Source organism: Peribacillus sp. QJM3NY_7 (assembly GCF_056173225.1).
This window is the reverse complement of the sequence record NZ_CM149663.1, coordinates 5,403,557-5,421,994: the sequence shown is the minus strand read 5'-3', so window position 1 is coordinate 5,421,994 and position 18,438 is coordinate 5,403,557. Positions and strand designations below refer to the sequence as shown.

Here is an 18,438-nt window from a genome sequence, read left to right as displayed (position 1 = left end):
CGGATGCTTGAAGTAAAAGGGTTAACAGGTGGATATCACAACAAAGCTGTTTTGGACTCTGTCTCTTTTGATGTACATAAAGGGGAATTATTCGGGATTCTTGGTCCTAATGGCAGCGGGAAAACGACGCTTTTAAGTATGCTTAGCGGGGTGCTCGATTATAAAGGCGGAAGCGTACGGATAAGCGGCAGGGATTTGAAGGATTATTCGTCAAAGCAACTTGCACAGGTCATTGCCGTGCTCCCTCAACATTCCTCATTAGCTTTCTCCTATACAGTAAAAGAGACGGTCTCGCTTGGGCGATATGCCCATCAATCAGGTTGGTTCCATAGTTGGTCCGCAGAAGATGAATCGATTGTCCAGCGGGTGATGGAACAAACGGGAGTAGCTGATTTTCAGGATCTTCATTTTGATCGATTATCAGGGGGGGAAAGGCAGAGGGTCCTGCTGGCACAGGCCCTTGCCCAAGAGCCGGAAATCCTTTTTTTGGATGAACCTACGAACCATTTGGATCTTTCCTATCAAAAAGATCTTCTTGATCTAATGAGGAAAATGGCAAAAGAGCAGAAGTTGACCGTTATTTCAATTTTTCATGATTTGAATTTGGCTGGATTATATTGTGATCGGCTTATGCTGCTTGAGAAAGGGCAGATTCAGGTTGTTGATGTGCCGAATGAAGTGCTTCAACAGGAACGGATTCAGGGTGTATATCATACGACGATCGAAAAACATCCGCATCCCGCCCTTCCGAAACCGCAAATGTTCATCGTTCCGGAAAAGCATGGCCAGGATACCATCCCGTTGGAAATTGATGATTCTTATTTGACAGTCGGATCTGAGATGATTCAATTGAAGTCTCCGATTCCGCTTAGAACGATGTCTTCTGGAGTGACCGGTTCGGGGACGGGCTGGCATAAGTATTTTGTGAATAGGCACGTCCATCATGGTTATGATTGCGAGGATCATCATGTTGAAATGGCCGACTATTTAACAACTCATGGTTTTGAGCCTCAGGAAACGGTAGGGATGATGACAGCTGTCTTTCTCGATACGGTCGCATTCAAGCTATTAATAGCTGAAGACTTCTCGGTTTTTATCATTGTGACGGCCGGTGTAGGGAATGCCATCGACGCTTCATTAGCTGACCGGCATTCTTGGAGTTCCGATCCAGGAACGATAAATACATGGATATTCGTAAATGGGCATTTGGCAGAAGAGGCATATATCCACAGTATAGTGACTGCGACCGAGGCAAAAGTAAAAGCGCTTCATGATTTGCATGTCATGGATAAGGTGACAAATACTTGTGCAACAGGAACATCGACAGACAGCATTTTGATTGCGGCAACTCAAAGAGGGGCAAAGCTTCAATATGCAGGCACCATCACTCCGTTAGGGAAGCTGATCAGCCGAGGTGTATATGATTGTACAGTGGAAGCATTGACGAATAATCGGAAACGGATTGAGGAATTATGATTTATCATCATCTTTTTGCGGTTACGCTGGCGTTCTTCTTTGATTTATTAATTGGAGATCCGCCAAGTTGGCCGCATCCAGTCAAATGGATAGGAACGATGATTAGCAAGTTGGACCTGATATTCAATAAAGGGGCATATAAGAAACGGAAAGGGCTCTTCATGTTGATCATCGTCCTATCGGCGGTGTTATTGATTACAGTTCTTACCGTTTATTTGGCTTATCTAATCCATCCGCTTGCAGGTATCCTTTGGGAAGCTGTTGTCATTTCCACAACGATAGCTCAGAAGGGCTTGAAGCAAGCCGGGATGGATGTTTGCCTTCCGCTTAATGAACGGGATTTCCCTGAAGCGAGGGTAAAGCTTTCCTATATCGTTGGCCGTGATACGGCTGATCTTGATGAGTCAGAAATCGTCAGGGGAACCGTGGAAACCGTAGCGGAAAATACCAGTGATGGAATTACAGCGCCATTATTTTGGGCAGCTATCGGCGGTGCGCCGCTCGCGATGGTGTACAGGGCGATTAATACCTGCGATTCCATGGTAGGGTACAAGAATGATAAATATGGGCAATTCGGATGGGCTTCAGCCAAGCTCGATGATATCGTCAACTGGATACCCAGCCGCCTCACCGGATTCCTGATGTTGCTGAGCTCGAAATCCGCCTATCATGGATTCGGCGCCAGATGGAAGATATTATTCAATGACGCAAAAAAACATCCAAGCCCGAATAGCGGGTGGTGTGAAGCAGGCGTTGCGGCCACTTTGGGAATCCAGCTTGGAGGCAGGAACACGTACAAAGGAATTGTTTCCGACCGTGCGAGGATGGGAGTTCCGCTTGTTCGATTGGAAGCAAAACATATACCACAAACGATTACCATCATGCATCGGTCATCTTTTCTATTTCTGCTGATGCTATGGTTAGGGGGAATTATTCTTGACGTTACCTTCTCATGGCTCTAATCCTCATTATCTTTATGAAGCGCTGGCAATTGAAATGCCTGAATCGGTTCTCGACTTCAGTGCTAACATCAACCCATTGGGTCCGCCTTTACGCATAAAGGAACAGTGGTCTGGGTTTTTCGAAGGAATCCTTCAATATCCAGATCCGCATGCCATTGAACTGACAAAATCCATTGCAAAAAAAGAAGCTCTTCCTGAGCAATCCGTTTTGGTGGGGAACGGTGGTGCTGAAATCATCATGCTGGTAGCGAACGGATTAGCCAATCAAAGGGTGCTGATCATACAGCCGGCATTTGCGGAATATGCTGAAGCTTGTTTGGCAGCAGGTTGTAAGGTCGATTTTCACCAGCTTAATGCTCCTGGGTGGCAATTGGACCTGGAAAGATTGATTCCGCGATTACCCGAATATGATGCCATTTTCTTATGTACGCCTAATAATCCGACGGGAGTTTCATTTAAGCGGGATTCAGTTAGGGAATTGATCATTGAATGCCAAAAAGCGGATTGCCTGATTGTCCTGGATGAGGCTTTTTATGATTTCACGGAGGATGCCTTTAGTTATGCTTCTTTAATCAATGCATTTCCACATTTACTCATACTAAGATCAATGACTAAAATCTTTGCGATCCCAGGTTTGAGACTAGGCTATTTGCTTGCGTCACCTGACATCATAAAACGGGTAAGAAATTATAAACCGCATTGGAGTGTCAACCATGTGGCACTTGAAGTAGGGAAAATCTGTCTTGCAGAAGAAGCCTATATGAGAAAAACAAGAGACTATATTGCATGGCAAAAGCAAAAACTATTCCGGTTTTATGAGGAGCAGGGGTTGGATGTCTCCGATAGCACAGTTAATTTTTATTTGGTGAAAGATGAATCTTTATCCCTTTTACCCTTTTTGCTAAAAAAAGGAATCGTACCGCGCCATACCTATAATTTTCCGGGTTTGGATGGAAGGTGGCTTCGGTTTGCAGTGAAGAGTGAACATGATAACGAAGCACTGATGGAGGGGGTAAGACAGTGGAGAAAGCAAGGCTCTGTTTTATAACCGGAGGTGTCCGTTCTGGAAAAAGCAGCTTCGCGGAAAGAAAAGCCCTGGAGTATGCACTCCAGATGGATGGGAACTTGCATTACCTCGCCTGTGGCCGAGTCAGTGACGCTGAGATGGGTGAACGCATCCTTAGGCACCGGAAAGATAGGGAAAGCAGCCCGATTGCGTGGAAGACCTCCGAATACGCAACGGATATTACAAGAATAGGGGCGGATATTGATCAGGATTCCATAATTATGCTCGATTGTCTGACAACCCTGCTCGATAATGAACTATTTGGCCCTGGCCTTCCGCTTGAAGAAGAATTCTTAAATAGTGTTTTTTCAAAAATAATAACCGGGATCAATGAGATAAAAAAACAATCCAATTGTTTAATTGTCGTGAGCAATGAATTGGTGCAGGAACCGATTTTCCAGGATGATTTCCTTCATATATACGGAAAAACACTGGGATTGCTTCATCAAACGATCGTCGGGCTGGCCGATGAAGCCTATCTAGTGGAAGCGGGAATTCCATTGCAAAAGAAAGGGGGCATGCAGGAATGAGCGGAGTGATTGGATTTTTAATTAACCTGCAGTTCTTTACGGTCTTTCCAATAAAGAAGCAGCTTCCGATGGAGAAGAAATATATTCACCGTGCCATTCAAACCTTTCCATTAGTAGGTCTTTTGCTAGGCTTGATATTGGGCGGCGTTTTGTATGCACTTGTGGAATGGACCCCATTGTCATCGCTTTCGATTGCCTTTTTCCTTTGGTTTTTGACCATGGCATTAACGGGAGGTTTGCATCTCGATGGCTGGATCGATGCAAGTGATGCTTTTTTTTCCTATCAGGATAAAGAGCGGCGATTGGAAATCATGAAGGATTCCAGGACAGGTGCATTCGGTGTCATCTCCGTCATAGTCCTATTGGCCGCCCGGTTTCTATTTATCTATGAAATTGTCGAAAGGGTAAATGAATGGACATACTTCTTGATCATGGCCCTTCCGCTCTTAAGCAAATGTGTGATGGGTTATTTGCTCATCCGGATGCCGCTCGCTAAAAAAGAGGGGCTCGGTGCTTTTTTTCAAAGTGCAGTGATGAAAAGCAGTTTGCCCATTTATTGGCTGTACCTCCTTGTAAGTCTGGCGTTTGCCTGGATCATCGATTTTAAGCTTGTCCCCTTATTTTTCATCATGTGTCTGGCTGCGGTGTTTTTCCTGGTATATATGAAACGTAAAATCCTCAGTTGGTTCGGTGGGATAACGGGGGATGTACTGGGGGCATCCGTGGAAGGGGTTGAGCTTTGGTTATGGCTGATATTGTGGCTATTACACTACTTCGCCATGGGCTGACAGTAGCGAATGAGCGAAGGGCCTATTTAGGCTGGACGGATTCTCCATTAAGTACCGAAGGAGAAAAGGAAATATTGGACTTAAGGGGTTCTTACCCACAGTATGAAAAAATTCACAGCAGTGATTTGCCACGCTGTGTGGAAACTGCACGACTTCTGTTTCCAGATGCAGTTCCGCTCAAAAACCCTTCGTTCCGTGAGATGAACTTCGGCAATTGGGAAGGAAAGACGTATCAAGAGTTGAAGACAGATGGAGAGTATCTTAATTGGCTGGAACGTCCCATGGAGGCACTGGTGCCTGGGGGTGAAAGTTATCCGGCATTTTCCGAACGTGTGAATAATGGCTGGAAACAATTGATTGCCTGTAAGGAAAACCGCTTTGCCCTAATGACGCATGGAGGGGTAATCCGTGATTTATTGGCCCGCTATGCCCCGCAGGAAAAGTCTTTTTTTGATTGGGGAATTTCCCATGGCAGGGGATATGAGCTCATATGGGAAGACCGGAACAGCTTAAGGAGGGGAGAACGCTGCACTTTGTTACAGGAGGCGCCTATAATGGGAAAACTAAGTGGGTAAAGCAATTGTATGGTTTGGAAAATGATGTCCTTTGGTTATCCGGTTATCGACAAGAACAGCCGGAATTGATTGATTTCCAAGGCAAGACTGTTATATTGCAAGGATTGGATGCATGGATTCAACGCGATGCAGAAGAGCTGGATTCAGATTCGATTCGAAGAAGATGGAAGGAAATCATGGCTGATTGGCGAATATGGGAGAATGAAAGGGATGAACACCGCTGCATTGTGATAGGTTCTGATATTTCCAAGGGAATAGTCCCGATGGAAGCAAGAGACCGCAGATGGCGTGATGCCTGCGGATGGGTCTATCAAGATGTAGTATCCATATCAAAGCGCGTTGATATCATCTGGTATGGAATTAACCAGCGAATAAAGTAGAGGAGGTAATTGTGATGAAAATCTATACACGTACAGGGGATAAGGGACAAACCAGCGTAATCGGAGGTCGGCTTGACAAGGATGACATCCGTGTTGAATCTTATGGAACGGTGGATGAAGTGAATAGCTATATCGGTCTTGCGGTGACAGAATTGGATCCTGCGATATTTACGGATGTACTGGCCGATCTAGAGAAAATCCAGCATGAGTTATTTGACTGCGGCGGAGATTTGGCAACTGTTTCTGAGAAAGCCCCGCAAAAGCTGACGGATGAGGCCATTACCTATTTGGAAGAACGGATAGATGCCTTCATACTTGAAGCGCCGGAATTGGAAAAGTTTATCCTGCCTGGCGGTTCAAAAGCGGCTGCAACGATTCACATTGCCCGAACCGTGACAAGAAGAGCAGAACGGCTGGTCGTTTCATTGATCAAGTCGGGTGCGGCCGTTTCACCATTATCACTTCAATATTTAAATCGTTTGTCGGATTACTTCTTTGCTGTTGCACGTGTGATCAATTTCCGTCTTGGTGTAAAAGATGTGGAATATATCCGCAGCGCAAATGTGTTCCGGGGAGGGAAAAGAAAGGAAAAAGAGTAAACATGGATGTAAGAAAAATTAGTGCAATTGCTATATTCGTCGCCTTATCGGCGGTAGGGGCAATGATTAAAATCCCTTCACCGATCGGAAGCATCGCTTTGGATAGTTTTCCGGCCCTTTTGGCGGCTGTCATACTTGGCCCGGTATCGGGGGCTATAGTTGCTGGGCTTGGTCATATCATTTCAGCGTTCATCGGCGGCATGACACTTGGGCCATTCCACTTTTTGATCATGGTCGAAATGGCTGTCCTGACATGGATGTTTAGCATTTTATATATAAACGGGAAAAAAGTAGGCGCATTTTTCCTCTTCTTTATCAGTAATGCCTTCGTTTTGGCCCTGCCTTTCGCATTTCTGATCAGCCCTGGCTTTTACACGTTATTGGTTCCGGGCTTAACGGTGGCGACGGCGGTAAATGTAGTATTGGCAGTCCTTTTATTGCCGCGCTTGGAGCCTGTTTTGAAAAAACTCATTTTTAAAGATGGATTAGCAGAATGAGTGATTCATTGATTTTGCCATTTTCCGAATCAGATTCCTTGATCGTCTCAAGTGACAATAGCGGCGGGATCGGGCTGAAGGAAAAAGATCTTGTCCATGTCCCTTATGAGGTCGTTGGATATTATTCCTTTCGGGTTGCCGTCATGGAATGCCTGGGCGTTGGCGGAAGACCCGTATCCGTCGTACTAAATAATTTCTGCGGTGATGAAGCCTGGGAGGACTTGACCAGGGGTGTCAGGAAGGGGCTGTATGAATTGGGAATGGAGGATCTTCCCATCACTGGCAGCACAGAAAGTAACATGCCGCTTCTTCAGTCGGCACTTGGTCTTATGGTGATTGGTAAACGAGTGAATGAACGTGTTAAAAAGCAACAGCCCTTACGGAAAATCGCTCTGATCGGCAGGCCGCTCGTTGGAGAGGAAGTTATGGAACAGCAAGAATGGGTCGCACCATTATCTTTATATAAAAGCTTATGTGAAATGGTAGGTGTTCAGGCACTTCCAGTCGGCTCAAAAGGGATAGCGTATGAATGGGGACATCTTGATCAAAGTGGTGAAGGTGTTTCTATGCATATAAGCAATAAAGTCGATATTGAAAAATCATCAGGACCATCAACCTGCTTCCTCATTGCCTATCCTGAACAACTGGAGGAAGAAATCAAGCAAAGATCCGGTCCTCTTTTTATTGGCGGTTGATCGATCCAAGACTGAATCAGGCATCGAGTTTAGTTCATAATGAACGGGTTCGATGCTTTTTTCATTGAGATCTTACCTTGATGGATTCCTTTCCTATTTAGGGTGAATGCTTGAATAAGACGTTTGGTTTATTTGGATAGGTGGGCTTGTTGCCCGGTTTTATCATACCAAAGTAAAAAAAACCCATTATTGCCTTACTTCTCGCTTCCGTCACTTTAGGGATCATCACAGGTATGGATATTCGGGATGTTGCAGATGCTGTTCAGACAGGGGTAGGTATTACTCTTGGTAATGTTGATCGGAGCTTTGGTGAAGATTCAACATGGAATGATGGGTTGATTTCATTGGAAAACCAATCATTGCGCCTAATGGTTTCACTCTTTACATTAGGTTGCGCTAGAGGTTTTAATAAAGGGGAGCAAAACCAATTCATGTCCGCTGCCTCCATCATCTAGATTATTGGGGCGGGCGGTGCATTTAAAAATGTATGGCAAGAGCTGGTGAATGAAGCCATTGCAAGTCAGTCTAGCGACATCCTTTGATTTGTTGGGCTGGCTCGTTACAGCCATGATAAAATCTGCTGTCCTGGTGTTATAGTAAATTGCCGGTCCAATACTCCATCACATGTGAATGGAGCAGATTTTGGATGGTCAGCAGTCGCACATACGATAAAGACTTGAACGGTTATGGAAATGACTATATCAGTCGTTTCACTTATCCTAATCTTACTATTGAATTCAATTGTTTAAGAGAAAGGAGCATGATGTATATATGAAGCATTCAGGTTATATGATGGGGATCGATATTGGAACGACGAGTACGAAAGTTGTTCTTTTTTCAAAAGGGGGGGAAGTTGTCCAATCTTGTTCAAGGGGATATCCTCTGCACAGTCCAACTCCTTCCGTTGCGGAACAAGATCCCGAAGAAATTTATAAAGCGGTCATCATTGCTATAGGTGAGGTCATGATTGCAAGCGGAATAGAAAAGCAAGAACTGGGATTGATATCGTTCAGTTCGGCGATGCATAGCTTGATCGCCATGGGTAAGGACGGCAACCCGCTGACGAATAGCATTACATGGGCGGATAATCGAAGTGTTGCCTATGCGAGGAAACTGAAGGCTTCGGAACAGGGGATGCAATTGTATCACAGGACCGGAACGCCTGTTCACCCGATGTCCCCAATCACGAAAGTAATGTGGTTAAAAAATGAGCACCCCGGAATTTTTAACGAAACGGACAAATTTATAGGAATTAAAGAATACATCATCTATAAATTTTTCAATGAGTATGTAATGGATTATTCACTCGCTTCTGCAACGGGCATGTTCAACATGAATGACCTGAATTGGGATGAAGAGGCACTCACCATTGCTGGAATCGGGGATGATAAGCTGCCGATGCTTGTCCCTACAACGCATATCCTCTCAGGTTTAAGTGAGGAATTAGCTTCAAAAATGAACATTCATGCTGGTACACCGTTTGTGATTGGAGCGAGTGATGGCGTGCTTGCCAACTTAGGTCAAAACGCAATCAAGCCAGGCGTTCTGGCAGTGACAATCGGAACGAGCGGTGCGGTAAGAACCGTCAGTGACAGGCCGCTTACCGATCCCAAAGGCCGGACATTCTGCTATGCCCTTACTGAGAATCATTGGGTAATCGGCGGACCGGTCAACAATGGGGGAATCACCTTCCGATGGGCACGTGATCAATTGGGCCGTGTGGAAATCGAAAAAGCGAAGGCTTCGGGACAGGACTCCTATGAGATTCTGACGGATATGGCTTCTAATATTGCACCTGGTTCTGATGGGTTGATATTCCATCCGTATATGGCAGGGGAACGGGCACCATTATGGAGTGCCGATGCAAGGGGCTCCTTCTTTGGACTGGCGCTTCATCACACTCGTGACCATATGGTCCGGGCAGTACTGGAGGGTGTAATGTACAACTTGTACAGTGTCCTTATAGCCGTAAAGGAATTGACTGGTGCTCCCGAGAAGATTCATGCAAGCGGCGGATTTGTCCGTTCGAAGCTCTGGCGCCAAATCATGGCTGATATATTCAATCAAAACGTGACAATTCCAGAAAGCTTTGAGAGTTCGAGCTTAGGTGCCGCCGTTCTTGGATTATATGCTTTAGGCGAAATCGAAAGCCTTGATGAGGTTGAGGGTATGGTTGGTGAAACGAATGAACTTGTCCCGATCGAAGAGAACGTCAAAGTGTATGAAGAATTGATGTCAATTTATTTATCCGTAAGCAGGCAATTGGAAGGCGACTACAAGAGGATAGCGGATTTCCAAAGACGCCATTTAGAATGACTCTTAGGATGAATGAGCACTGTGCTTCAATTTGTCGAAAAGAGAGCGGACTTCAGCACACGACTGGAACTTTTTTTAATAAAAACTGAGGAAAACAGGCTTTTCCTCGAATATGTCTATAGTCTAAAAGCACAAATGCATAAGCACTGTGCTTTTCTTTTTGCCTGGTAATTAAAATGGTAAGATGGAATAAAACGATAAGGGGAATTTCTTATGGGAGCCAGTAAAACGAATGCAATGCGAATTCTTGATAACAAACGTATAGAGTATGGCATGATGAGTTATGATGCCCGCGATGGAAAAATTGATGGGATCACTGTTGCGGACAAGATTGGAAAAGCGCCAGAAACCGTTTTTAAAACGCTTGTCACCCATAACGGACCCCAGCAGCTTTACGTATTTGTCATTCCTGTAGCCACCGAACTAGACTTGAAAAAAGCAGCGAAGGCCGCAGGTGCAAAAAAAATTGAAATGCTTGCGGTTAAAGATCTGCAAAAATACACAGGGTACATTCGGGGAGGCTGTTCCCCGATCGGAATGAAAAAACAATACCCGACCTTTATCGATGAAAGTGCAGCAAACCTGACTGAAATCATCGTAAGTGGAGGGAAAATCGGTACACAGATCGTTTTAAAACCGTCAGAATTCCTGGAAGTCACACAAGCGGAATCTGCAGCCCTAATAAAATAAATTGTTTACCTTTAGGTATTCACCTATTAGGCACTTTTTTCATACGCTGTCTTGAAGATCACATCTTTATTGTGAGGGAGAGTGTGAAAGTGACAGGAAAAGTGATGAATTATTTTGCTGGAGGCAATACGGCTAAAGGTTTTTATAGTTTATATGATTCAAATTTAAAAGGTCTGGAAAGATTATTCATATTAAAAGGCGGACCTGGTTCCGGTAAATCGACCATTATGAAAAAAATCGGCCAAGAATGGCTGGATAAAGACTATGACATCGAGTATTTACATTGTTCGTCCGATAACGATTCCATTGATGGAGTAATCATACCGGCTTTGAAAATCGGTATCGTGGATGGGACTGCGCCGCATGTGATTGAGCCGAAGGCACCAGGGGCGATTGAGGAATATGTGAATCTTGGGGCTGCCTGGGATTCCCAGCAGCTGGCTTCTGAAAGAGCGGCCATCATAAAGTTGACGAATGCGAGAAGCAAGAGTTTCGAAAAAGCATATACCCTATTTGCTGAAGCATTAAAGATACATGATGAATGGGAAGACATTTACAAGTCAAATATTGATTTCGCAAAATTGAATGGGTTGACCAATAAATTGATTGAAAGCTTTTATAGAGATATCGTCCTTAATAAGAAGTCGGATGTTCGTCACCGATTCTTAGGTGCAGCTACACCAACGGGTGCAGTTGATTTCATACCCAATATTACTGAGGGAATACAAAAAAGGTACTTTTTAAAGGGGCGTCCAGGTTCAGGGAAATCAACGATGCTGAAGAAGATTGCAAAGGCTGCGGAGCAAAGGGGCTTTGATGTGGAAATATATCATTGTGGTTTCGATCCGCATAGCTTGGACATGGTAATCGTCCGGGAGGTGGGAATCGCCATCTTTGACAGCACATCGCCTCATGAATATTTCCCGAGTTGTGGAGGGGACGAAATCATTGATATATATAAAACGGCCATTTTGCCAGGAACAGATGAAATATATGCCGATCAATTAAAGGATGTTTCCACCAGGTATCGGACGAAAATGAATGAAGCGACAGCAAATCTGGCTAAGGCAAAAGAGCTGCATGACGAACTCGAAAAGATTTATGTAAAAGCAATGGATTTTACAGCCATCGATGATATTCAAAAAGACATCAATGAACAGATTACTGAACGGGCACAAGATGCCGATAGAAAAACGATTCTACATTAAGAAAATAAACTGCGCCTACCTTAAATAGGCGCAGTTTATTTATATACATAAAACGATTTTTTAACCCCTGAAGCCACATCAAGAATATATACGGGTTTGTTAAACGTGTTTATCCACGCCCTTTCGGTTAAAATAGGGATTATATTGAAAAAAGGGGCCGATTGAATTGATAAAGACGATTGCGATTGATATGGACGGAACATTGCTAAACAAAATGCAAAAGGTCAGTGAGGAAAATAAACAAGCAATCCTGAGGGCCCAAAGCGAGGGAGTGGAAGTGATCATTGCTACTGGAAGATCTTATGTGGAAGCAAGGTTCGCTTTAGATGAAGCAGGCATCGTTTGCCCTGTCATCTGTGTAAATGGTGCGGCCCTCTTCACGGAGGAAGGGGAGATTGCCGCTTCCAATCCAATGTCAGCAGCCACTGCTAAAATGGTCGCTGGATTCCTCGAAGAACAAGGGATTTATTTCGAAATATATACGAGTCAGGGGATTTATTCCAAAGACTATGAAAACGCAATATCCGTTTTGGTTGATGTATTCGTTACAGCCAATCCCGACATTGACCCTGAGGGTATGCGAAAATTTGCAGAGCAGCGTTTACAGCTGGGACAGGTAACTTCCATTTCCGATTATTCCGAGTTATTCAGCCGTTCGAATGAGGAATATTATAAAATTCTCAGCTTCTCAAAGGATTTAACTTTATTAAATCAAATTGCTTCGAAATTGGAAGGACAAGGAGTTACAGTCACATCATCAGGACGTGAAAATGTAGAAATCATGAGTGAAACGGCTCAAAAAGGTACGGCACTTGAAACATATGTGAATGGAAAATCTGGCTCGATGCAGGAAACCATGGCTATTGGGGATAATTATAATGATGTATCCATGTTTGAACGGGTAGGTTTGTCTGTCGCAATGGGAAATGCCCCACTCGAAATTAAAAAACTGTGTGATGAAGTAACAGGCAAGAATGATGAATCAGGCGTCGCAGAGGCCATTTTAAAGGTACTTAAACAGTCAGCCTATTAAACTCATGAATCAAAGGGGGAAAGAACATTGAAAAAAATGCTCTTATTTTTCCTTATGGCGACATTGTTTTTAACTGGTTGCAACATAAATGATGACGAAAGCAAAAACCAGCCGAATCCTGACAAGGAAGTGACAGGCACTTTAGGGGAAGATCCGGATGTGTTGGTAACGAAACTGCAGGCCCCGTGGTCGATTCAGAAGAATGGGGACATAATGTATGTGTCAGAGCGGACTGGTACAATCGTCGAATGGGACAAGGATAAGATGACACGGCAAAAGGTCAATCTTAAAAAGACATTGTCGGCTAAATCGGAAGCTGGATTGCTTGGATTTTTGCTAGCTCCCGATTTCTCTAAGAGCGGGCAAGCTTTCGCCTATTATACTTATGAAGAGGGCGGGAATTCCATCAATCGCATCGTCATTTTAGAAAAAAATGATGATATATGGCAGGAGATGGAGACCTTAATCGACGGAATACCAAGCGGGGACTTCCACCATGGCGGCAGGATCAAGATTGGACCGGATGATAAGCTATATGCAACAACAGGAGATGCAAGAAAGTCTGAAATTGCACAGGACATAGAATCTTTAGGCGGGAAAATTCTGCGCTTGAACCTGGATGGCACCATTCCTAAAGATAATCCTTTCGGGAATTCATATGTCTATTCATACGGTCACCGCAATCCACAAGGTCTGGCTTGGGATGAAGCAGGACAGTTGTATGAAAGTGAGCACGGAGATTCGGCCCACGATGAATTAAATAAAATTGACCCCGGTAAGAACTATGGCTGGCCAGAGATACAGGGCGATGAGCAGAAACCGGATATGGTAAAACCATTGCTTCATTCCGGTGAAAATACATGGGCTCCTTCAGGCATGGCCTATTTTGACGGAAAGCTTTATTTTGCAGCCTTAAGGGGAGAAGCGCTAAAGAGTTACGATGTAAAGAGCGGAAAACTGACCAATATCATAACGGGCTCAGGAAGGATACGTGATGTATTCGTTGATGAAGAATTCATATATTTCATAAGCAACAATACGGACGGCCGAGGAATTCCTGATGAAAAGGATGATAAGCTATATCGTCTGCCGCTATCTCGGTTAAATATGCCTTGATGTTATCAATGAGCAGAAAAGAAGCATATATTTGGGAAACCTCGCCAATAGCGGGGTTTCCTTTTTGTGTATGGCACCAAATTCACGAGTAAAAGCGCAAAATTCACGAATAACGCCCAAACTCAAGAGTAAAAGCATGAAACTCACGAGTAAAGGTGTGAAACTCAAGAGTAAAAGCATGAAACTCACGAGTAAAGGTGTGAAACTCACGAGTAAAAGCGTGAAACTCACGAGTAAAAGCATGAAATTCACGAGTAAAGGTGTGAAATTCACGAGTAAAAGCATGAAATTCACGAGTAAAAGCGTGAAACTCACGAGTAAAAGCGTGAAACTCACGAGTAACGCCCAATCTCACGGGTAAACTCACGAGTAAAAGCGCGAATCCCCTGAAAAGGGTATTTTTTTGTCTCGGAAGTGGTGTAGAAGCTGAGGATACTGTGTCCCTACGATTGTTTTCGTTCTTCCTGAGGGCTAGACATTTTTATTGAATAGGTGTATAGTTACCTAGGTAACTACTTTACAGGAGGAATACCTTTGTCCTTTCAAAATGGTTTTTTTCATCATAACTTACAATTTTCAAGGTCATTTACGAAAAAGTTAAATGAACAATTGGCCAAGGTTGATCTTTATCATTCCCAATGGTCAATTGTATATTATCTGAGTCAGTTCGGCTGTTCTACGCTTGTTGAAATAAGCACTTATTTAGATGTGGAGAAACCGACGGTAACTAGGACGGTAAACCGGCTGGAAGAGCTTGAGTTGATTGAACAAGTTCCAGGAAAAGATAAACGGGAACGGAGAATACAGTTAACGGAGTCAGGTTTAAGGACTTATCAAGAGGCCAAAAAGGTAGTTGAGGAATTTGAACTTCAATTAATGAGCGGTTTGGCTGAAGAAGACCGGGAGGCAACGTTACGTACGTTGATTTTCCTGAAGGAAAAATTAAAACAATAGTAAGGAAGAAGGATTGAAATGAATCACAAACCGAAATTGTGGACGAAAGACTTTCTGATTGTTTCGTCTGTGAACTTTTTTCTATTTTTAACTTTTTATGTCCTGATGGTGACATTGACCATTTATACGATGGATAATTTTAATGCGTCGCAAGCACAAGCAGGGCTTGCTTCAAGTATTTTTGTTCTGGGGGCTGTGCTTGTCAGACCGATTGCTGGGAAAAAAATTGACAAGATCGGCCGCAGAAAGATGTTGCTTGGCTCGTTGGTTCTATTCCTGATCGCATCCATCGGCTATTTCCTGGTGAATAGTTTATCCCTCTTATTGATCGATCGGTTTATTCAAGGTTTTGCTTTTGGCCTTGCCACTACGGCAACTGGAACGATTGCTGCGGATATCATTCCGAATGAAAGACGCGGGGAAGGTACGGGTTACTTTGCCATGAGTACCAACTTGGCAATGGCATTCGGTCCGTTCATTGGATTGCTGATAACACAGCATTTCAGTTATTCCATCATTTTCTATGCAGCCTCCTTATTTGCCGCATTTTCTTTAGTTGCATCATTATTCATGAATGTGCCTGAGGGGGATAAGGGCGGAGCTTCGCCACAAAAAGGATTTAAAATCAGCGATTACTTTGAAAAAAGGGCACTGCCCATTTCCATTTTTATCGGGTTTGCCGGATTTACCTATTCGAGCATCTTGTCCTATTTAACGTCTTTTGCAAAGGAAATGGATTTAATGGATGCGGCGAGCTTCTTCTTTGTCGTTTTTGCTGTTTTCCTTTTGGCGTCCCGTCCGTTTACAGGACGGATGTTTGATGTGAAGGGGGAAAATGCAGTTATTTACCCATCGCTCTTACTATTTGCCGTCGGTATGGTCATCCTCAGTCAATCCCATCATGGTATCACGCTTCTGATTGCCGGCGCCTTGATCGGAGTGGGGTACGGTACATTCCAATCAAGCTGTCAAGCGATTTCCATCAAGGAAGCCCTATCAAATCGTATGGGATTAGCCACATCCACATTTTTTACAATGTATGACTTCGGTATTGGTGTTGGTCCATTCCTATTGGGATTCCTTATTCCATTTACAGGGTTCAAAGGGTTATTCATAGGAATGTCGGTTTTTGCATTCGTACTTATTGGCATTTATTACTTGGCACATGGAAAAAAAGCCTCAGCAAGAGTGAAAATGCAGCATGAGGAACGCTTGTCTGCCTAAATTTTTTCAATAGGATTGTATAAAAAGAAGAATTTTGGGGATGCTTATATTATGATTGATTTTCCAAAGTATCCCCCTTTTCTCCGCCTGTAATCCAACAGGCGTTTTTTTTATGCCATAAACAAAGAAAACCGCCTTATTGGCGGTTTTCTTAAAATTTATAGGTCCATAATCTTTCTTTGCGGATCCAGTCCAGGAAATCTGCATCCTGATTTTCGAATTTCTCTTTCCAATCGATCACCATTGCTTCCGTTTGCGAACGGTGGGCAGTGAATGTGGCTACCTTTTTTTCTTCGACGGCAGTGATATCATGGACGATGTCGGGCTGTCCCAATTCGTCAATGCAGTTATTCGAGAAGGCGACACAATGAAGTTTAGGTCTCTCTTTCTCTTCCATTCTCTCCACGGCCCGAACTACAGCCCGTGCTGTCGCTTCATGGTCCGGATGGACACTGTATCCTGGGTAAAACGTAATGATCAATGAAGGATTCAATTCATTGATGGCATCGGTGAATAATGAAGTCAGCTTTTCATCGTCTTCGAATTCAATCGTCTTATCACGCAATCCAAGCATGCGTAAATCTTGGATGCCGATCGCATTTGCTGCATCGATTAATTCCTTTTTACGAATTTTAGGAAGCGATTCCCTTGTTGCGAATGGAGGGTTTCCTAAATTACGTCCCATTTCTCCTAAAGTTAAGCATAAATAGGTGACAGGAGTGCCCGCTTCTCTATGAAGGGCAAGCGTTCCGGAGACCGAGAAGGCTTCATCATCGGGATGTGGGAATATAACTAATACATGGCGTTCTTTTTCCAAGGTATATTTCTCCTTCCGTACTACTTACAGTAAGTATGTTTATCGGTGAATGGGAGTTTTCATCGGAATCATCATATGATATATATCAAGCAAGTTGTCATCATTCAAAGGGAGTGGGACTGAGCTGCATGGAGACAGCAAGCTTTCCGGAAAAATCAAGGCCTGCCAATAGCAATCTCCCCTGTTCATCCATTTCGAAGTGGTTAACGCCTTCTGCATATACCCAGCCAATATTGAGCTTCAAGCCGATGCGATAGGGTCCATCCCCAACTATCTTGCCATGTTCATACTGAATAAAAGCGTTACGAATATAAGCACCTGCCGAGAAGAAAGCTTCATCTACATGAGTGGCATAGGCGCCATTTGTCGTTTCAAGGTGAAGATATACATCTTGTCCGGCGAAAGAATCAATGGCATTTTGCACCTCTGTACGGTCTATAGGTTTCATTCGATAATTTCCTCCTTAACTGGGCGGCTAGATAAGCTTTTCCTTCTTTCTATTTTACTAGATAAAAACAAAAAAAGCGAAAAAGGCCGCTCGATGAATTTGAGCGGCCATTAAACTTGATGTTTTATTTTTGTGTTTTTTCCGCAACCCCATATTTATGGTATGCGCCATGATTGACGGGTCCGACATAGTCATTCATTTTCCAAGAATGGCGAACCGCTTCGGTGATGAAGTCTTTAGAAACGAGGATAGCTTCACGCGGGCTTTTCCCTTCAGCCAATTGAGCTGCAATGGCGGCAGAAGATGAACAGCCGGCACCATGTGTATTGGTCGTTTCGATTTTTTCCGATTCAAGGATTTCAAATTCTTGTCCATCATATAAAAGGTCGATGGCTTTATCATGATCAAGCTTATTACCGCCTTTGATCAAGACATATTTTGCACCAAGTGCATGAATCTTTTCAGCTGCAGCCCTCATATCATCAATCGTCTTGATAGGAGCAGTTCCCGCTAACTGAGCGGCCTCGAACAGGTTAGGTGTGACTACAGTTGCACGTGGAACAAGCAGTTCGCGCAGTGCTACAGCCGTTTCAGGGTGCAATACTTCATCTTCACCTTTACATACCATAACTGGATCGATTACGACTTTGTCCAGCTTCAACTCATCTATTTTACGGGCAACAAGTTCAATGATTTCCACTGATCCAAGCATTCCTGTCTTCATGGCATCAATGCCTATTGATAGAATCGTTTCGATTTGGGCTTCCAAAACTTCGACCGGTGTAGGGAATACATTATGGGCCCAGCCATTCTTCGGATCCATCGTCACGATTGTCGTTAAAGCGGACATACCGTAAACGCCGAATTCTTGGAATGTCTTTAAATCTGCTTGAAGACCTGCGCCGCCGCTCGAATCAGATCCGGCAACTGTCATAGCTCTTTTCATAGTCATTATGTGACCTCCTCAGGAGAATTAGATATCGATATTATCAGCATACCAGTTAATATCCTATTTTTAGAATATACCAAAATTTCTTTTATGTAAAACTTAGTTTTCAGCCTAC

At 43.7% G+C, this 18,438-nt stretch carries 22 protein-coding genes and 1 pseudogene; 19 read left to right on the top strand and 4 right to left on the bottom strand.

The features are described 5' to 3' along the window. Positions 1 to 3 precede the first annotated feature (3 nt). The 17 genes and pseudogenes from AC0VX1_RS26260 to AC0VX1_RS26180 form a co-directional block, all read left to right on the top strand. Positions 4 to 753 (top strand): annotated as a pseudogene (locus AC0VX1_RS26260) (heme ABC transporter ATP-binding protein); the annotation flags it as partial. A 6-nt stretch (positions 754 to 759) separates the two neighbouring features. After that, positions 760 to 1,476, top strand: coding sequence for an adenosylcobinamide amidohydrolase (locus AC0VX1_RS26255; RefSeq protein WP_413021684.1), 717 nt, complete (start codon positions 760 to 762; stop codon positions 1,474 to 1,476). After that, positions 1,473 to 2,438 carry an adenosylcobinamide-phosphate synthase CbiB gene (gene cbiB / locus AC0VX1_RS26250; protein WP_413007737.1) on the top strand — a complete coding sequence of 322 codons (966 nt, stop codon included), beginning with the start codon at positions 1,473 to 1,475 and terminating at the stop codon, positions 2,436 to 2,438. Before AC0VX1_RS26255 ends, cbiB begins: the two co-directional genes overlap by 4 nt. Continuing rightward, entirely contained in the window at positions 2,413 to 3,486 is a 1,074-nt protein-coding gene (gene cobD, locus AC0VX1_RS26245; protein ID WP_475469559.1) for a threonine-phosphate decarboxylase CobD, read from the top strand. Before cbiB ends, cobD begins: the two co-directional genes overlap by 26 nt. Further along, complete coding sequence (locus AC0VX1_RS26240) at positions 3,459 to 4,034, top strand: bifunctional adenosylcobinamide kinase/adenosylcobinamide-phosphate guanylyltransferase (protein WP_475469558.1); 576 nt, start codon at positions 3,459 to 3,461, stop codon at positions 4,032 to 4,034. Before cobD ends, AC0VX1_RS26240 begins: the two co-directional genes overlap by 28 nt. Beyond that, the gene (gene cobS / locus AC0VX1_RS26235) at positions 4,031 to 4,822 is read left to right on the top strand and encodes an adenosylcobinamide-GDP ribazoletransferase (RefSeq protein ID WP_475469557.1); all 792 of its coding nucleotides are present in this window, start codon (positions 4,031 to 4,033) and stop codon (positions 4,820 to 4,822) included. Before AC0VX1_RS26240 ends, cobS begins: the two co-directional genes overlap by 4 nt. Then, positions 4,780 to 5,397 carry a histidine phosphatase family protein gene (locus AC0VX1_RS26230; RefSeq protein WP_475469556.1) on the top strand — a complete coding sequence of 206 codons (618 nt, stop codon included), beginning with the start codon at positions 4,780 to 4,782 and terminating at the stop codon, positions 5,395 to 5,397. The genes cobS and AC0VX1_RS26230 overlap by 43 nt, the downstream gene beginning before the upstream one ends. Next, positions 5,313 to 5,777, top strand: coding sequence for a bifunctional adenosylcobinamide kinase/adenosylcobinamide-phosphate guanylyltransferase (locus tag AC0VX1_RS26225; RefSeq protein ID WP_475469555.1), 465 nt, complete (start codon positions 5,313 to 5,315; stop codon positions 5,775 to 5,777). The genes AC0VX1_RS26230 and AC0VX1_RS26225 overlap by 85 nt, the downstream gene beginning before the upstream one ends. Before the next feature lie 14 nt (positions 5,778 to 5,791). Continuing rightward, positions 5,792 to 6,376: a cob(I)yrinic acid a,c-diamide adenosyltransferase gene (locus AC0VX1_RS26220; protein WP_098864429.1), complete on the top strand. Its 585-nt coding sequence runs from the start codon at positions 5,792 to 5,794 to the stop codon at positions 6,374 to 6,376. A 2-nt stretch (positions 6,377 to 6,378) separates the two neighbouring features. Beyond that, complete coding sequence (locus AC0VX1_RS26215) at positions 6,379 to 6,873, top strand: ECF transporter S component (RefSeq protein WP_413007747.1); 495 nt, start codon at positions 6,379 to 6,381, stop codon at positions 6,871 to 6,873. Then, positions 6,870 to 7,568 (top strand): ATP-binding protein, encoded by a 699-nt coding sequence (locus AC0VX1_RS26210; RefSeq protein ID WP_363929693.1) that lies wholly within the window; start codon positions 6,870 to 6,872, stop codon positions 7,566 to 7,568. The genes AC0VX1_RS26215 and AC0VX1_RS26210 overlap by 4 nt, the downstream gene beginning before the upstream one ends. 185 nt (positions 7,569 to 7,753) lie before the next feature. Continuing rightward, the gene (locus tag AC0VX1_RS26205; RefSeq protein WP_413021682.1) at positions 7,754 to 8,023 is read left to right on the top strand and encodes a GntT/GntP/DsdX family permease; all 270 of its coding nucleotides are present in this window, start codon (positions 7,754 to 7,756) and stop codon (positions 8,021 to 8,023) included. Positions 8,024 to 8,339: 316 nt separating this feature from the next. Further along, entirely contained in the window at positions 8,340 to 9,884 is a 1,545-nt protein-coding gene (gntK, locus tag AC0VX1_RS26200; RefSeq protein ID WP_475469554.1) for a gluconokinase, read from the top strand. Between the two features lie 213 nt (positions 9,885 to 10,097). After that, entirely contained in the window at positions 10,098 to 10,574 is a 477-nt protein-coding gene (gene ybaK / locus AC0VX1_RS26195; RefSeq protein ID WP_034315977.1) for a Cys-tRNA(Pro) deacylase, read from the top strand. Positions 10,575 to 10,663: 89 nt separating this feature from the next. After that, positions 10,664 to 11,782 carry a PRK06851 family protein gene (locus tag AC0VX1_RS26190; protein WP_057278215.1) on the top strand — a complete coding sequence of 373 codons (1,119 nt, stop codon included), beginning with the start codon at positions 10,664 to 10,666 and terminating at the stop codon, positions 11,780 to 11,782. Between the two features lie 166 nt (positions 11,783 to 11,948). Beyond that, the gene (locus AC0VX1_RS26185) at positions 11,949 to 12,815 is read left to right on the top strand and encodes a Cof-type HAD-IIB family hydrolase (RefSeq protein WP_098185033.1); all 867 of its coding nucleotides are present in this window, start codon (positions 11,949 to 11,951) and stop codon (positions 12,813 to 12,815) included. 27 nt (positions 12,816 to 12,842) lie between these two features. Further along, the gene (locus tag AC0VX1_RS26180) at positions 12,843 to 13,931 is read left to right on the top strand and encodes a PQQ-dependent sugar dehydrogenase (RefSeq protein WP_475469553.1); all 1,089 of its coding nucleotides are present in this window, start codon (positions 12,843 to 12,845) and stop codon (positions 13,929 to 13,931) included. 103 nt (positions 13,932 to 14,034) lie between these two features. On the opposite strand, the gene AC0VX1_RS26175 is transcribed toward AC0VX1_RS26180, so the two are convergent. After that, positions 14,035 to 14,286 (bottom strand): hypothetical protein, encoded by a 252-nt coding sequence (locus AC0VX1_RS26175; RefSeq protein WP_475469552.1) that lies wholly within the window; start codon positions 14,284 to 14,286, stop codon positions 14,035 to 14,037. A gap of 179 nt (positions 14,287 to 14,465) precedes the next feature. Between AC0VX1_RS26175 and AC0VX1_RS26170 the strand changes: the two genes are divergently transcribed. Together AC0VX1_RS26170 and AC0VX1_RS26165 are read left to right on the top strand one after the other, a co-directional pair. Then, complete coding sequence (locus AC0VX1_RS26170) at positions 14,466 to 14,885, top strand: MarR family winged helix-turn-helix transcriptional regulator (RefSeq protein WP_053536927.1); 420 nt, start codon at positions 14,466 to 14,468, stop codon at positions 14,883 to 14,885. 18 nt (positions 14,886 to 14,903) lie between these two features. Next, entirely contained in the window at positions 14,904 to 16,109 is a 1,206-nt protein-coding gene (locus AC0VX1_RS26165) for an MFS transporter (RefSeq protein WP_475469551.1), read from the top strand. Between the two features lie 151 nt (positions 16,110 to 16,260). Here AC0VX1_RS26165 and bshB2 read toward each other — a convergent pair whose 3' ends face one another. The 3 genes from bshB2 to pdxK form a co-directional block, all read right to left on the bottom strand. After that, entirely contained in the window at positions 16,261 to 16,926 is a 666-nt protein-coding gene (gene bshB2 / locus AC0VX1_RS26160) for a bacillithiol biosynthesis deacetylase BshB2 (protein ID WP_034315960.1), read from the bottom strand. 100 nt (positions 16,927 to 17,026) lie between these two features. Continuing rightward, on the bottom strand, positions 17,027 to 17,374 hold the full coding sequence (locus AC0VX1_RS26155; protein ID WP_034315946.1) for a YojF family protein: 348 nt from the start codon (positions 17,372 to 17,374) through the stop codon (positions 17,027 to 17,029). A 124-nt stretch (positions 17,375 to 17,498) separates the two neighbouring features. After that, on the bottom strand, positions 17,499 to 18,326 hold the full coding sequence (pdxK, locus tag AC0VX1_RS26150) for a pyridoxine/pyridoxal/pyridoxamine kinase (protein ID WP_170946897.1): 828 nt from the start codon (positions 18,324 to 18,326) through the stop codon (positions 17,499 to 17,501). Between the last annotated feature and the right edge of the window lie 112 nt (positions 18,327 to 18,438).